This is a genomic window from Lentzea sp. NPDC003310 (genome assembly GCF_040610935.1).
GTDB lineage: Bacteria > Actinomycetota > Actinomycetes > Mycobacteriales > Pseudonocardiaceae > Lentzea.
Window position 1 is genome coordinate 24,022 of sequence record NZ_JBEXNC010000011.1, and the last position, 15,210, is coordinate 39,231.

Here is a 15,210-nt window from a genome sequence, read left to right on the forward strand (position 1 = left end):
TCACGCTCGTCGTTCCGGCTGAGCACCACTCTGCCCCAGCGTGCTCACACTTCGGTCACACGGACTTCACGCCCCTAAACTCGGCGCTCGGTCACCGAGCGGGGGGAGGGGCGGGGTGCGAGTCGAGTACCGCGTGCTGGGTCCGCTCGAGGTCCTGCTCGACGGGGTTGCGGTGAACGTCCCGGCCGGTCGCTGCCGGGTCCTGCTCGCCACGCTCCTGTTGCACGCCAACGAGCCGGTGTCCACGCGGGAGATCGTCGAACGGCTGTGGGACGGGACTCCGCCCAGCGCGGACCGGGCGGGCAAGACGGTGTACATGGTCGTGACACGGCTGCGGCAGGCGCTCGGTCCGGCGAGCTGCGTGCGGACCTGCGCCGGTGGGTACACGGCCTCGGTCGAACCGGACCAGCTCGACCTGCTCCGGTTCCGCGCCCACCGCCGGGCCGGTGAGCACACCGCGGCGACGGCGCTGTGGCAGGGACCGGTGCTGGCGAACGTCGCGTCGGAGTCGTTGCACCGCGACCTCGTGCCGGCGCTCGCCGAGGAACGGCTGGGTGCGCTGGAGCAGCGGATCGAGGCCGACCTGGCGGCGGGGGCGGCGGCCGGCCTGGTGCCGGAGCTGCGGGCGCTCACCGCCCAGCACCCGGTGCGCGAGGAGTTCTGGGCCCAGCTGGTGCTCGCACTGCACCGCAGCGGTCAGCAGGCGGACGCGCTCGCCGCGTACCACGAGGTCGCGGCCGTGCTGGGCGAGCAGCTCGGCGTCACGCCGGGACCGCGGCTGCGGGAGGCGCAGCGGCAGGTGCTGGCGGGGGACCTGCCGCTGGTGCCCGTGCCGTCGCACCACCACGTCCCCCGGCAGCTGCCGAGCGCGTTGCCGCACTTCGTGGGCCGTGAGCCGGAGCTCGGCAGGCTCGACGCGGTGCTCGCGTCCGGCCACCTGGTGATCACCGGCAGCGGGGGCATCGGCAAGACCTCGCTCGCCGTCCAGTGGGCGCACCGGGTCGCCGCGCGCTTCCCGGACGGACAGCTCCACGCCGACCTGCGCGGGTTCGACCCGGCGGGCGCCCCGGTGAACCCGATCAGCGCGGCCCGCGACTTCCTGCTGGCGCTCGGCGTGCCGGCGGACGAGATCCCGGCGGGCTCCGAGGCGGTGCTGGAGAGCTACCGCGACCTGCTGGCGCGCCGGCGCGTGCTGGTGCTGCTCGACAACGTCCGCGACGTCGCGCAGGCGCGGCCGCTGCTGCCCGGCGGGTCGCTGAGCCTGGCCGTGATCACGTCCCGCAACCGCTTGCGCGGCCTGGCGGGGCAGGACCGGGCGTTCCGGCTCGACGTGCTGGGGCCGCAGGAGTCGATGGTGCTCTTCGGCGGCAGGGTCGGCGCGGACCGGGTCGCGGAGGAACCCGCGGCGGCGGCACGGCTGGTCGAGCTGTGCGCGGGCCTGCCGCTGGCGCTCGCGGTCGTGGCGGCACGGGCGACGCTCGACGAGTACCCGCTCGGCATGCTGGTGGAGGAGCTCGAGCACGCGGCCCTCGACGCGCTGGACACCGACGACCCGCTCACGAGCGTCCGGGCGGTGTTCTCGTGGACGTTCGGCTGCCTGAGCCCGGCGGCGGCCCGGCTGTTCGTGCTGCTCGGCCTGCACCCCGGCCCGGACGTGACCGAGGCGGCGGCGACCAGCCTGATGGCGGGTCCGGCGGCCGAGGCGTTGGACGAGCTGGTCCGCTACAGCCTCGTCAGCGGTCAGAACGGCCGCTACCGGCTGCACGACCTCATGCGGTCGTACGCGGCGGAGGAGGCGGCGCACCGGTTGTCGGCGACCGAGCGGGCGGCGGCCCAGCGGCGGTTCTTCGACCACGTCCTGCACTCCGCGCTGGCCGCCGCGGCGAAGTCGGACCCGTTGCGCCAGCCCATCACCACCCCGGACCCTGACCCCGGCGCCGTCGTGCTCGCGTTCGAGGCGAGCACGGACGCCGACCGCTGGTACGCGGAGGAACGCGCGGTCTTCGGTCCCGCGGTCGCCGCGGCGGACGAGGCGGGCTTCGACGGTCACGTGTGGCGCACGGTCTGGGCGATCCGGCACTTCCTGCTGGCCACCGGCCGGGTGCGCGAGGCCGAACGCCTGCAGCGCCTCGCCGTCGCGGCCGCGGTGCGGGCGGGCGACCTGGAGGGCGAATGCCGGGCCCGGCGCGGCCTCGTGTCGTGCCTGATCCCGCGGCAGGAGTTCGCGGAGGCCGAGCACCAGCTCCGCGAGGCCGTGGCGCTCGACGACCGGCTGGGCGACCTGATCGGGTTGTCGAACGACCTGCGCGGCCTCGCGTACCTGCTCGCACGGCAGGGCAGTCACCTGCGGGCGCTCGACCCGTTGCGGCGCGCCCTGGACGTCGCGGTGCGCAGCGGTGACCCCATCGAACTGGCGAGCGTGTCCGCGTCGCTCGCGTTCGTGCACCACGAGCTGGGCGACCACGTCGAGGCGGCGGCCCGCGCCGAGCAGGCCCGCGACATGTACCTCGAGCTGGTGCCGGACGAGCGGGACACCGTGGTGGCCTCGAACCGGGACACTCTCGGCAGCATCTACCGCGCGCTCGGCCGGTACGAGGAGGCCGAGGCGAACTACCTCAGGTCGGTCGAGCTGCAGGCCACGCTGTCCTACCGCCACTACCAGGCGGACACGCTGGTGCGGCTGGCCGACATGAAGAGGGAGCTGGGCGAGCTGGAGACGGCCCGCGGCTACTACCGCGCGGCGCTCGACGTCTACGACGACCTCGGCCACGCGCAGGCGGACGACGTGCGGCAGTCGCTGGCCTCGCTGAGCTGAGCGGCCGGCCCCTCCGCAGCGAAGAGGGAGGTAGCTGCGGCGGGACCGGCCACGACCAGGGTCCCCCGGCGTGCTCACACTCCGGTCACGGGCCGGGGAACTGATGAGCGGTGCTGGTGGCCCCCCAGGTCTTTCGCCACCAGCACCGCTGAGAAGTACTCTGCCCGACCCCGCTCACACTTCGCTCACACCGTGATCACACACCGTCTAAGCTGGCCGCGGAACCTGGGGGGACCATTGCGAGCCGAGTACCTGGTGATGGGGCCGGTGGAAGCGCTGCTCGACGGCGAAGCGCTGCCGCTGCGGCCCTCGCCCGCGGCAGGACCGAGCTCGAGCCGGTGCTCGCGAACCCTGCGGCGTCGTCCAGGAGGAGCCTCCGGAGCCACCTCGCAGCGCGGTTCACCACGCGACTCGCGGAGGTGGAGCAGCCGTGGCGCCGCCGCGGTGGAAGAGGTGTACCGCGACGGCGCCGGACCACAGCGACCCCCCAGGCTGAACCCTGTCGCTGTCGTCCTCGGCTGGTGACCAGCTTGCCGGACACCGCTCACACTCCGGTCACACCGATCCTCTGTGGACGAACCCGGTGAAGGAGCCAATGAACGTCGAGTACCGCGTCCTCGGGCCGCTGGAGGTGCTGCGCGACGGCGTGCCCGTCGCGGTGCCGGCCGGGCGGTGTCGGGTGCTGCTCGCGACGTTGTTGTTGCGGCCCAACAGGTTCGTGTCCGTGGACGAGCTGGTCGAACGGCTGTGGGACGGCGCGCCGCCCACGATCGACCGCGCCCCCAAGACGTTGCAGATGGTCGTGCGCCGGCTGCGGCTCGCGCTCGGCGAGGCCAACTGCGTCCGCACGGCGACCGGCGGCTACCTCGCGGACGTCGACCCGGACCGGCTCGACCTCACCCGGTTCCGGCGGCTCGCGGCCGAGGGCGAGTTCGCCGCGGCGCTCGCGCACTGGCGCGGTGAGGTGGCGTCCGACGTGGCCTCCGCGCACCTGCACCGCGAGGACGCGCCGCCGCTCGTCGAGGAACGGCTCGTGGTGCACGGCCGGCGCGTCGAGGCCGACCTGGCGCGCGGGCGCGGTGCCGCGCTGGTGGACGAGCTGCGGGAGCTCACCGCCGAGCACCCGTTGCGCGAGGGGTTCTGGGCGCAGCTCGTGCAGGCGCTGCACCAGGCGGGCCGTCCGGGCGAGGCGCTCGTCGCGTACGAACGGATCCGCGCCCGCCTCGACGAGGAGCTCGGCGTCGAGCCCGGTCAGCCGTTGCGCGACCTGCACGCGAGGGTGCTCGGGCGGGAGACCGTGCCGCGGCAGCTGCCCGCCGTGCCCGCGCACTTCGCCGGCCGCGCCGCCGAGCTGGCCCGGCTGAACCGGGTCGCCACGGGCGGTGCGGCGGTGGTGATCACCGCGATCGGCGGCACGGCGGGGATCGGCAAGACCGCGCTGGCGGCCCGCTGGGCGCACGCGGTCGCGGACCGCTTCCCGGACGGCCTGCTCCACGCCGACCTGCGCGGCGTCGACCGGCCCGCCGACCCGGCCGAGGTGCTGGCGGGGTTCCTCGGCGCGTTCGGGGTGACCGGCGGGCGGGTGCCGGTGGACCTGCCCGAACGCGCCGCGCTCTACCGCAGCGTCGTCGCCGACCGGCGGGTGCTGGTGCTGCTCGACAACGCCCGTGACGTCGAACAGGTCCGGCCGCTGCTGCCGGCCGGGCGCGGCTGCCTGGTCGTGGTCACCAGCCGCAACCGGTTCACCGGGCTCGTCGTCCGCGAGGGCGCCGTGCCGGTGACGCTCGGCCCGTTGCCCGACGAGGACGCCGTCGCGGTGCTCACCGCGCACCTCGGTGCCGAGCGGGTGGCGGCCGAACCCGAGGCGGTCGCGGACCTGGTCGCGTTCTGCGGCGGCCTGCCGCTGGCCCTCGCCGTCGCCGCCTCGCGCGCGGCCGGCGACCCCGGCCTCGCGCTGCGTTCGCTCGTCAGGGAGCTCACCGCCGCGGAGGGCACGATGAGCCACGTCGAGGCGGTCTTCGCCACGTCCTTCAGCCGCCTGGACGACGACACGGCGCGGCTCTTCCGGTTGCTCGGCCCGACGACGGGTCCGGACGTCTCGCTGGACGCGGCCACCGCGCTCGACGGCCGCGACCGCGCCGAGGTGCGCCGGTCCCTGCGGACGCTCGTGCGGGCGCACCTCCTCGCCGAACGCACACCCGGCCGCTACTCGTTCCACGACCTGCTGCGCGCCTACGCCGTCGACCAGGCGAAGAGCGGTGACCCGGGGTCCGCGACGACGATGCGCGAACCCGCCGCCCTGTTGCGGGAGGAACCGGGCGACGAGAAGGTGGCGCGGAACCGGATCGCCGGCCTCTCCCAGCAGGGGATATCGGGCTGCGGAGCGTCGTGACCGGCTGTCACACTCGATCGGAGAGGGGAGTGCGTCCGGGGGTGATCGTGAACGTCGAGTTCCGGGTGCTCGGCCCGCTGGAGGTGCTGGCAGACGGCGAGCCGGTCGCTGTCCCGGCCGGGCGCGGCAGGGTGCTGCTGGCCACGTTGTTGTTGCGGCCCAACAGGTTCGTGTCCGTGGACGAGCTGGTCGACCGGCTCTGGGACGGTGCGCCGCCGACCGCCGACCGTGCCCACAAGACGTTGCAGACCACCGTGCTGCGGCTGCGGCAGGCCCTCGGCGCCGCGAACCGCGTGCGCACGACCGCCGGCGGCTACCTGGTCGAGGTGACGCCGGAGGAACTCGACCTGCTGCGCTTCCGGGAGTACGTGCGCGGCGGCGACTTCGCCTCCGCGTCGGAGCTGTGGCGCGGGCCTGCGCTCGCCGACGTGGCCTCGGACGCGCTGCACCGCGACGACGTGCCGCAGCTCGAGGACGAACGCCTCGGCGTCCTGGAGCGCCGCATCGACGCCGACCTGGCTCGCGGCCAGGCCGTGCAACTGGTCGCGGAGCTGGGCGAGCTGGTGCGGCAGCACCCGTTGCGGGAACGGTTCTGGGCGCAGCGGATGACGGCGCTCGCCCGGTCCGGCCGGCAGGCGGAGGCGCTCGAGAGCTACCGCGAGATCACCGCGCTGCTGGCCGACGAGCTCGGCGTCGACCCCTCACCCGAACTGGCCGAGCTGCACCTCGCGCTGCTCAACGGCGAGACGGAGGTCGCCCGCCGGCAGGTGATCTGCCAGCTGCCGCCGGACGCCGCGGGCTTCGTCGGCAGGGAGGACGTGCTCCGCCGGGTTGACGAGGCGCTCACCGCCCCCGGCGTCCCGGTGGTCGTGCTGAACGGCGCCCCCGGCGTGGGCAAGAGCGCGCTGACGATCAAGGCCGCGCACCGGTTGCGGCACCGGTTCCCCGACGGGCAGCTGTTCGCCCGGCTGAACGGTGCGGGCGGCGATCCCCGCGACCCGGCCGAGGTGCTCGCCGAGCTGCTCGTCGCCCTGGGCGTCCACACCTCGGCGATGCCGGACGGGCTGGAGGCGCGCAGTGCCGCGTTCCGCGCCCGGCTCGCCGACCGCTCGATGCTGGTGGTGCTCGACGACGCGGCGGGGGCCGAGCAGGTCCGGCACCTGCTGCCCGGCACCCCCGGCTGCGCGGCCCTGGTCAGCAGCAGGCAGCAGCTCGTCCAGGTCGAGGGCGCGCGGAGCCTGCGGTTGCCGCCGCTGAACGCCGACGACGGAGTGGCCCTGCTGTCGCACGTGCTGGGCGAGGAGCGGGCGGGCACCGACCGGGCCGCGGTGAGCGCGATCGCCGGCGCGTGCGGAGGCTTGCCGCTCGCGCTCAGGGTCGCGGGTGCCCGGCTGGCCGCCCGCGAGTCGCTGCCGTTGCGGTCGCTGGCCCGCCGGTTGTCCGACGAACGCCACCGCCTGGACGAGCTCACCATGGGAGACCTGGAGGTCCGCGCGACCTTCGGCCCGAGCTACGAGGCACTGCCCGGGTCCGCCGCGACCGCGTTCCGCCGGCTGGGCCTGCTCGGCGCGACGGAGGTGGCCTCGTGGACGGTCGGCGTGCTGGCGGGCGGGGACGGGGAGCGCCTCGTCGAACGGCTGGTGGAGGCGAACCTGCTGGACGAGGTCGGGGTGGACGTGACCGGCGAGCCCCGGTACCGCCTGCACGACCTGCTCGCGGTGTACGCCGCCGAACTGGTGCGCGCGGAGGACGAGCAGGTGGTCGCGGCGGCCATGCACGACTACGTCAGGCTCCTGCTCACCCTCATGGAGCTCGCCACCCAGAACTGGGTCGGCGGCGACGAGGTGCCGAAGCGGCCTTTCGTCGAGTCCACCCTGCTCGACCGCTCCGAGATGGAGCGGATCGCGTGCGACGAGCGGTTCATGCTGGCGGAGAAGATCAACATCGATCACGCGATCATGTACTGCCTGCGGCAGAACTGGGTCGAGGACGCCGCGAACCTGGTCGACCGCGCGTTCTTCTTCCTCGACATCTACTTCTCCCACGAACGGGTCGTGCAGTTGCGCGAGCTCGTCAGGGACGCCGCCTTCGCCGACGGGAACGAACTGGTCGCGTGGCGTTCACAGCTCGACCTGGTGTACCAGCGGACGACGCGCGGGGTCACCGCCGAGCTGCTCGACCAGTACGCGCGCTGCGCCGAGGCGTTCGAGGCGATGGGCGCCCACGGCGAGCTCGCGTCCGCGTTGGGCGCGCTCACCTACTACACGATGGTGCTGACCGGGGAGCCGCAGGTGGAGCTCGCGGAACGCGCCGTCGCCGCGGCCAGGGCGAGCGGGAACGCGAACCTGATCTCGGGCAACCTGCGGGAGCTCGGGACCACCCTCGCCTCCAGCGGGCGCCACGACGAGTCGGTGCGGGTGCTGGACGAGGCGCTGGCCGTCACCCGCGACGGGAACAGGGTCGGTGAGGCCGCGCTGGTGCTCAGCCGGATCGCGTCGAGCGCCCTGGCCGGCGGCGATCCCGGTCGGGCGCGCTCCGCGATCCTCGAGGCGCTGGAACTGCTGAAGGGCCCCGACGACTCCCGCGGCATCGCCTACTGCACGGTCCAGCTGTCCCAGGCAGAACTCGCGCTCGGGGACCCGGGACTGGCGTTGACCCATGCGGAGAAGGCTTTGTCGATCTTCGAGGGGCTCGGCGAACGCCGCGGTGCCGTGCGCGCGCTGGCCGCGGCCGCCGAGGCGGAGCTGGCGCTCGGCCTGGCGGGCAAGGTGGTCGAGCTCGCGACCGCCGCCCTGGCGGACTACGCCGACGCGGGCGACGCGGACGCGGAGGAACGGCTGAGGGCAGCGCTGGCACGGGCCGAGAGAGAGGCGTGACGGGTGGCCGTCGAGTTCCGGGTGCTGGGTCCGCTGGAAGTGCTGCTCGACTCCGAACCGGTGGCGGTGCCGACCGGTCGGGTGCAGACGCTGCTGGCGACGTTGTTGTTGCGCCCCAACCAGTTCGTCTCGGTGGACGAGCTGGTGGAGAGGCTCTGGGACGGCGAGCCGCCGACCGCCGGCCGCGCGCACAAGACGGTGCAGATGGTCGTGGCCAGGCTGCGCAGGTCGCTCGGTGGCGCGAACCGCGTGCGGACCGTACCGGGCGGCTACCGGTTCGACGTCGACCCGGACGAGCTGGACCTGCTGCGGTTCCGGGCGTTGGTGGCCGCGCAGGACTTCACCGCCGCCACGGCGCTGTGGCGCGGCCCCGCGCTCGGCGACGTGGCCTCGGACGCCCTGCACCGTGAGGACGTACCGGCACTGGCCGAGGAACGGCTCGACGCGGTGGAGTCCCGCATCGAGGCCGACCTGCACCGCGGACTCGGACGCGAGCTCGTCGCCGAGCTGAGGTCGCTCGTCGCCGACCACCCGTTGCGCGAGTCGTTCTGGCGGCAGCTGATGCTGGCCCTGTGCCGTGCGGGTCAGCAGGCGGAGGCGTTGGCCGCCTACCAGCGGGTGCGCGAGAAGCTCGCGGACGAGCTCGGCGTCGATCCCGGCCCCTCGCTGCAGGAACTGCACCAGCAGGTCCTGCGGGGCGAGGCGCCCTCCGGCGGGCGCCAGGTGCCGCGGCAGCTCCCGGGCGGTGTCCGCGCGTTCGTCGGCCGCCACGCCGAGCTCCGCCTGCTCGACGACCTGGGCGGGGTCACGGTCGTGCACGGCGTCGGCGGGGTCGGGAAGACCGCCCTCGCGCTGCGGTGGGCGCTGGCCGTGCGCGACGAGTTCCCGGACGGCGACCTCCACGTCGACCTGCGCGGGTTCGGCCCGGACGCGCAGCCGGTCGACCCGGCGGCCGCCGCGGAGACCCTCCTGGCCGGGCTGGGCGTCGAGAAGGTCCCGGCCGCACCGGACGCGCGCTTCGCGTTGCTGCGCACCACCTTCGTCGACCGGCGGATGCTGCTGGTGCTCGACAACGCCGCCTCGGTGCGGCAGGTGCTGCCGCTGCTGCCCGGCACGGCCGGCGTGCGGGTGGTGATCACCAGCCGCAACCAGCTGCGCGCGCTGGTCTCGCAGCACGACGCCTCGTCGATCGGCCTGCTGCAGCTGGACCTCGACGCCGCGCTGGACCTGCTCGGCGCCGTGCTGGGCGCGGACCGGGTCGGTGCCGAACCGGAGGCCGCCCGCGCGATCGTCGAGCGGTGCGCGGGACTGCCGCTCGCGTTGCGGGTGTTCGCCGAACGGGTCGCGCGGTTCCCCGACGTGTCGCTGGAGGAGTTCGCGGCAGAGCTGGAAGAGGCCCGGCTCGACGCCCTGACCGACTACGACGACGTCGACGTGCGCACGGTGTTCTCCTGGTCCTACCGGGCCTTGGAACCCGAGGCGGCACGGATGTTCCGGCTGCTCTCGGTGCACCCCGGCACCGACTTCGACGCCGGGGCGGCGGCCGCGCTGGCCGGCGTGACCGTCCCCCGTGCCCGTCGCCTGCTGGAGCGGCTGGTGGTGGACCACCTGGTGCAGTCGCGCAGGCCCGGCCGGTACGAGCTGCACGACCTGTTGCGCGCGTACTCGGCGGAGCTGTGCGGCGACGACGGGACCGCGGCGCTGCGGCTGACCGAGTGGTACCTGCACACGCTGGAGAACGCGACCGCACTGGACTCGTCCCGGATGGTCCTGCGCGCCGATCCCGTCAGCACGGGGGTGGTGCCTCGGGAGTTCACGTCGTGGTTCGACTCGCAGCGGTGGCGCAGGGAGGAGTGGCACAACCTCAGGGCGGTTGCGTTCGCGGCGCTCACCGCGGGCCGGCAGCGGCAGGCCCTGCTGTTCCCCGTACACCTGTTGAGCTTCCTCGTCATCGACCACACCCACCGGCTCGACGCGGTCGACCTCTTCGAGGCGGTGCACGGGCTCGGTTCGACGAAGGAGCGGGCGCTCGTCCACACCAGACTGGCGACGCTCTACAACCTCGTCGGCCGCCAGGAGGACGCACTGCGGACCTTCGAGACCGGGTTGCCGCTGCTGCGGGAGGTGGGCGACCCGGCGGCGGTCGCGTCGATGCTGGGCAACATGTCCGGGACGTACCGCGCGCTCGGCCGCAGGGAGGAGGCCGAGACGACCCTGCGCGAGAGCCTCGCCATCGCGGCCGAGATCGGCGAGGTCCACACCCAGATCATCGGGCACTGCAACCTCGCCAGCCGGTTCAACGTCGACGGGGAGCGGGAGAAGGCGCTGGCGGAGGCCGAGGTCGCGGCGCGGCTGGCCGCCCGGCACGGTGACGAGTTCCTCATCGTCCGCGTGCGGGGCTACCGCGCCGACGCGCTCGCGGGTCTGGGCCGCCACGCCGAGGCGGAACCCGAGCTGCGGGCGGTCGTGGAGTTCCTGAGGACCGTCAACGACACCGATGGGGTCACCGCGGGACTGGAGCTGATCGGTGAGGTCCTGGTCGGCCAGGGCAAGATCGGAGAGGGCATCGACGCCTGGCAGGAGGCCGTCGACCTCCACCGGTCGCGCGACAACCCGCGGGCGGACGTGGTGGCGGCGCGCATCGCGGCGCTGGGCTGAAATCGGACACGGCGACCTTCGTCATCCATGTCGTCCCGCTCAGTCGTATCGGGTAAGCATGTGCGCGGAAGAGGGGAAGTGCATGTGAGCCTGCACGTCGCGGTCGACTTCGGCACGTCGAGCACCTGCGTCGCGATCTCGGCGCACGGACGCGAGCCGCAGGTCGTCGTGTTCGACGGCCAGCCGCTGGTGCCGTCCGCCGTGTTCGCCGCCGCCGACGGCACGTTGTTCGTCGGTCAGGAGGCCGAACGTCAGGCGGCGGTCGATCCCGCGCGCTACGAACCGCACCCGAAGCGCCGCGTCGACGAGGGGGAGTTGCTGCTCGGCAGCACCGTTCTGCCCGTTGTGGACGTTGTGCGCGCGGTGCTGGCACGGGCGGTGGGAGAAGCACGGCGCGTAGGCGGCGGGGCGCCGGTCGACCTCCTCGTCCTCACCCACCCCGCGGACTGGGGCACGGTCCGCACCCGAGTCCTGCTGCACGCCGCCCGCGGTCTCGGCCGCGAGGTCGTCCTGGTCCCCGAGCCCGTGGCCGCCGCCGTCTTCCACTCCGCGAGCCACTCCGTCCCGGACGGGGCCGCGCTCGCCGTGCTCGACCTCGGCGGCGGCACGGTCGACGCCAGCGTGGTGGCGCGGACGGGCAAGAGCTTCCGCGTGCTGTCGGCCAAGGGCGACCCGAGCTTCGGCGGCGCGGACATCGACCAGGCGCTGCTCGAGCACGTCGGCGGCCTGGTCGCGGCCAAGGACCCGGAGGCGTGGCGGCAGCTCGTCGAGGGGCGCGAGATGGCCGACCGGCGCAAGCGGCGGGTGCTGCGGCAGGACGTGCGGGGCGCCAAGGAGACGCTGTCCCGGCACGCCTACACCGACGTGCCGATGCCGCCGCCGTTCCCCGACGCGCACGTGACGCGGTCGGACCTGGAGCAGCTCATCGGCGCGCCGATCAGCAGGGCCGTGGCGCTCGCCGGCGCGGCGGTGCGCGACGCCGGGCTCGCACCGCAGCAGCTCGCCGGGGTCTTCCTGGTCGGGGGGTCCAGCCGGATCCCCCTGGTCGCGCGGATGGTGCACGAGCAGATCCGGGTGGTGCCGACGAGCATCGACCAGCCCGAGACGGTGGTGGCCCGTGGCGCGCTGCGGGCGGTCAGCCTCGACCCGGAACGCACCGGGGGCGTCGCCCAGCAGTCACCGGGTCCGTCGGGTGAGGTCACCCACAACATCCGCGTCGGCGAGGAGACCACCCGCAAGATCACCCGCCGGATCACGCCCCCGCCGCCCGGACAGTTCCCCGCCTCGTTCCCCGCGACCTCGCCGGTGCCACCGCCCGCGAAGAAGAGCAAGGCGCCGCTGTTCATCGCCATCGGTGTCGTCGTCGTGCTCGCGGCGGCCGGGGTGGGCGGCTGGTTCTGGTGGAAGAAGACCGACGACCCTCAGCCCCCGGCTCCGTCCGGCAGCCAGATCGCCGTCTACGACTACAGCTTCGCGCTGCCCGACGGCTGGGAGCAGACGGGCGGGGCCGCAAAAGACCGGCAGGTGCTTTTGCAACCGATAGCGCGTGCGAATTCCAATAGCAAACAACCGGAAGCGCGCATTGCTGTGCAGGAGCAAACTCTCGAGTACAACAGCGATCGGGATCGCACCCGCGCGTTGAGCGAGTTGAAGAGCACCTATGCGCAACGCAAGGAGAAAGGCGACGAGGTCGCCGAGTTCTCCGAAGACACCGCATTCGCGGGGAAGTCTGTTGTTCACTATCGCGAAGTGGTCGAGACGACCGGTGTCGAGTGGTACATCCAGTTCGCCGGGGAGCACCAGGTGAGCGTGGGCTGCCAGTCCACGGACGCCACGAAGGCCCAGGTCCGCACCGCCTGCGAGCAGGTCGTCCGGTCGCTCGTCATCAAGTCCTAGCCGCAATGTCAGGAGTCGCCGATGTCCGCCACCGAGGTCCTCGCCCGGTTCCGCGCCGAGGTCGGAGCAGCGGTCACCCGCGCCCGCCGCGCGTCGGGTGAGATCGGTGAACGCAACGCCAAGCTGCGGGAACGCACGCGTGACCTGGCGGAGCGGGCGCGGGAGCACCGCGCGGAGCCCGGCGGTCAGGCCACTCCAACCGACGTCCGGGAGGCCGCCGCGGGGTTCCGCACCGACCGCGGGCTGGCCGTCGAGCAGGTCCCGGAGCCGGTCGCGGTGGTCGTGCCGGTTCCAGTTGAGACGGAACCGGTCGCTCTCGGTTCCACCGCCGTCGCCGGTCCGAGTGGTCAGCTTCCCCGTGTGAGTGACGATGACGAGGACTTTTCGCAGTCGCGAATCCTTTATTGAACCTCCGCGCGCCTGCGGCCCGTTTACTTGAGCAACTACTTGGAACCATCTCGGGACAGGACGGAACCGACGTGGCAGGGTGCTCGTCGGAAGAGGCGTACGGAACAAGCAGTGCGACCTACCCGCCAAACTAAGGGGATCTGCAATGTCGGGCTTTAACGCAACTCCTGCCGAGATCGCGACTCTCGCCAAGGACGTCAACAACGCGAAGGCGGAGTTCGAGGGCATCCTCCGCGGCGTCGGCTCGACGTGCGAGACGCTGCGCGGCCAGTGGGACGGCCCCGCCGCCCAGGCGTTCTCCCAGCTGATGGCGCGCTTCCAGGAGAGCCAGACCAAGCTGCTGCAGGCGCTCGAGGTCATCGGCGAGGGCCTCGCCGGCACCGCGCAGGACATGGACGTGCGCGAAGAGGAGCAGGGCTCGGGCCTCGGCAGCATCGCCAACCGCCTCGGCTGACCTTCCTGTTCTCGCTGGTTGAGCACCTCTCCATCCACAGACTTCATCAGTACCTAAGGGGAAAATCGAAATGACGATCAAGGTCGGATTCGCTGCGCTCGCGGACGCTTCGTCGCAGATCTCCAGCGCCCACAACAAGATCTCCGGTGAGCTGGAGGCCCTCGAGGGCCGCGTCAAGGCCATGATGGCCGGCTACGACGGTGAGAGCTCCGAGGCCTACCACGCCGCGCAGGTCCAGTGGGACACCGCCGCCAGCGACCTGGCGCAGGTCCTCTCCTCCATCGGTGTCGCCGTCCAGCAGGCCGGTGAGGCCTACCAGGAGGGCGAGCGCAAGAACGCCTCCCGCTGGGGCTGAGCCGCCGGCAGGTAGCAAGACCCTTCGCGAGCCCCGGAACCACGTGGTCCGGGGCTCGCGTATGTCCGAGGGCAGGCGCTTCGGAGGACCCGTTTTGGTCCCCGCGCCACCCATCCGGTATCTTCTGACGTTGTTGTGCGGTAGCTGGCGCCCGTGTGTGCCGCGCCTGTCTCGGAACCACCGCTTGGCCAGTCCAAGATCGGTCTGGGGCAACCGCCGCAGTGACCCCAGACGCAAGTGACGACGAGGTAGATCCGTGCGCACGTACAGCCCGAAGCCCGGTGAGGTGACCCGCACCTGGCACGTGATCGACGCCCAGGACGTGGTGCTCGGCCGGCTCGCCACCCAGGCCGCGACGCTGCTGCGCGGCAAGCACAAGCCGACCTACGCCCCTCACGTTGACACCGGTGACTTCGTGGTCATCATCAACGCTGACAAGGTCGCCCTGACCGGCTCGAAGCGCGACCAGGCGTTCCAGTACCGCCACTCCGGCTTCCCCGGTGGTCTGCGCAAGCAGTCCTTCGGCGAGGTCCTGGACACCCGTCCGGACCGCCTGGTGGAGAAGGCGATCAAGGGCATGCTGCCCAAGAACCGCCTGGGCCGTCAGATCGCGAACAAGCTCAAGGTCTACAGCGGCCCGAGCCACCCGCACGAGGCGCAGCAGCCCCAGGCCTTCGAGATCAAGAAGATCGCCCAGTGAGCGACGAGTACACCGAGGAAGTTCCTGTGACCACCCCTGAGAACGAGACCCCTGAGGTCGAGACCCCCGAGGTCGAGGCCGAGGTTGTCGAGGCCGAGGTCGTCGAGGCTCCTGAGGCCGAGGCCGCTGAGGCCGAGGTCGAGGAGACCTCCGCGCCGGTGGTCGCGCCCTCGCTGAACGGCGCCCCGCACCTCGCGCAGACCGTCGGTCGCCGCAAGGAGGCCGTCGTTCGCGTCCGCCTGGTGCCCGGCACCGGCAAGTTCACGCTGAACGGCAAGACCCTCGAGGCCTACTTCCCGAACAAGGTGCACCAGCAGCTCATCCGTGAGCCGCTCGTCACCACGGAGAAGCCCGAGACCTTCGACGTCATCGCGAACCTGCGTGGCGGCGGCATCACCGGCCAGGCCGGTGCGCTGCGTCTCGCCATCGCGCGTGCGCTGATCGCCGTCGACTCCGAGGACCGCCCGGTCCTCAAGAAGGCCGGCTTCCTCACCCGCGACCCGCGGGTCAAGGAGCGCAAGAAGTACGGTCTGAAGAAGGCCCGCAAGGCGCCTCAGTACTCCAAGCGTTGATGCTCCGTCACCGCCGGAGCCCGGTTCCTCGGAACCAGGCACCTGCGCGGTGACTGCGGGGAGACCCGCACCGAGCGTCATCCA

10 protein-coding genes are annotated in these 15,210 nt (G+C 72.9%); all 10 read left to right on the forward strand.

Annotated elements, in window-relative coordinates; translation table 11 throughout:
* The first annotated feature begins 115 nt into the window (after nt 1-115).
* Nucleotides 116-2,815, forward strand: a complete 2,700-nt coding sequence (locus tag ABZX02_RS23120; protein ID WP_355300638.1) for a BTAD domain-containing putative transcriptional regulator — start codon at nt 116-118, stop codon at nt 2,813-2,815.
* Between the two features lie 583 nt (nt 2,816-3,398).
* Nucleotides 3,399-5,207, forward strand: coding sequence for an AfsR/SARP family transcriptional regulator (locus tag ABZX02_RS23125; protein WP_355300639.1), 1,809 nt, complete (start codon nt 3,399-3,401; stop codon nt 5,205-5,207).
* A 41-nt stretch (nt 5,208-5,248) separates the two neighbouring features.
* On the forward strand, nt 5,249-8,083 hold the full coding sequence (locus ABZX02_RS23130; RefSeq protein ID WP_355300640.1) for a BTAD domain-containing putative transcriptional regulator: 2,835 nt from the start codon (nt 5,249-5,251) through the stop codon (nt 8,081-8,083).
* Nucleotides 8,084-8,086: 3 nt separating this feature from the next.
* Nucleotides 8,087-10,741, forward strand: coding sequence for a BTAD domain-containing putative transcriptional regulator (locus ABZX02_RS23135; RefSeq protein ID WP_355300641.1), 2,655 nt, complete (start codon nt 8,087-8,089; stop codon nt 10,739-10,741).
* Nucleotides 10,742-10,825: 84 nt separating this feature from the next.
* Nucleotides 10,826-12,637, forward strand: coding sequence for a type VII secretion-associated protein (locus tag ABZX02_RS23140; protein WP_355300642.1), 1,812 nt, complete (start codon nt 10,826-10,828; stop codon nt 12,635-12,637).
* A gap of 21 nt (nt 12,638-12,658) precedes the next feature.
* Nucleotides 12,659-13,045, forward strand: a complete 387-nt coding sequence (locus ABZX02_RS23145) for a hypothetical protein (protein WP_355300643.1) — start codon at nt 12,659-12,661, stop codon at nt 13,043-13,045.
* Nucleotides 13,046-13,190: 145 nt separating this feature from the next.
* The gene (locus tag ABZX02_RS23150) at nt 13,191-13,499 is read left to right on the forward strand and encodes a WXG100 family type VII secretion target (RefSeq protein WP_355300644.1); all 309 of its coding nucleotides are present in this window, start codon (nt 13,191-13,193) and stop codon (nt 13,497-13,499) included.
* Nucleotides 13,500-13,569: 70 nt separating this feature from the next.
* Complete coding sequence (locus ABZX02_RS23155) at nt 13,570-13,854, forward strand: WXG100 family type VII secretion target (RefSeq protein ID WP_355300645.1); 285 nt, start codon at nt 13,570-13,572, stop codon at nt 13,852-13,854.
* A gap of 256 nt (nt 13,855-14,110) precedes the next feature.
* Complete coding sequence (gene rplM, locus ABZX02_RS23160; protein WP_355300646.1) at nt 14,111-14,554, forward strand: 50S ribosomal protein L13; 444 nt, start codon at nt 14,111-14,113, stop codon at nt 14,552-14,554.
* A 26-nt stretch (nt 14,555-14,580) separates the two neighbouring features.
* Entirely contained in the window at nt 14,581-15,126 is a 546-nt protein-coding gene (gene rpsI, locus ABZX02_RS23165; protein WP_355300647.1) for a 30S ribosomal protein S9, read from the forward strand.
* Nucleotides 15,127-15,210: the final 84 nt, after the last annotated feature.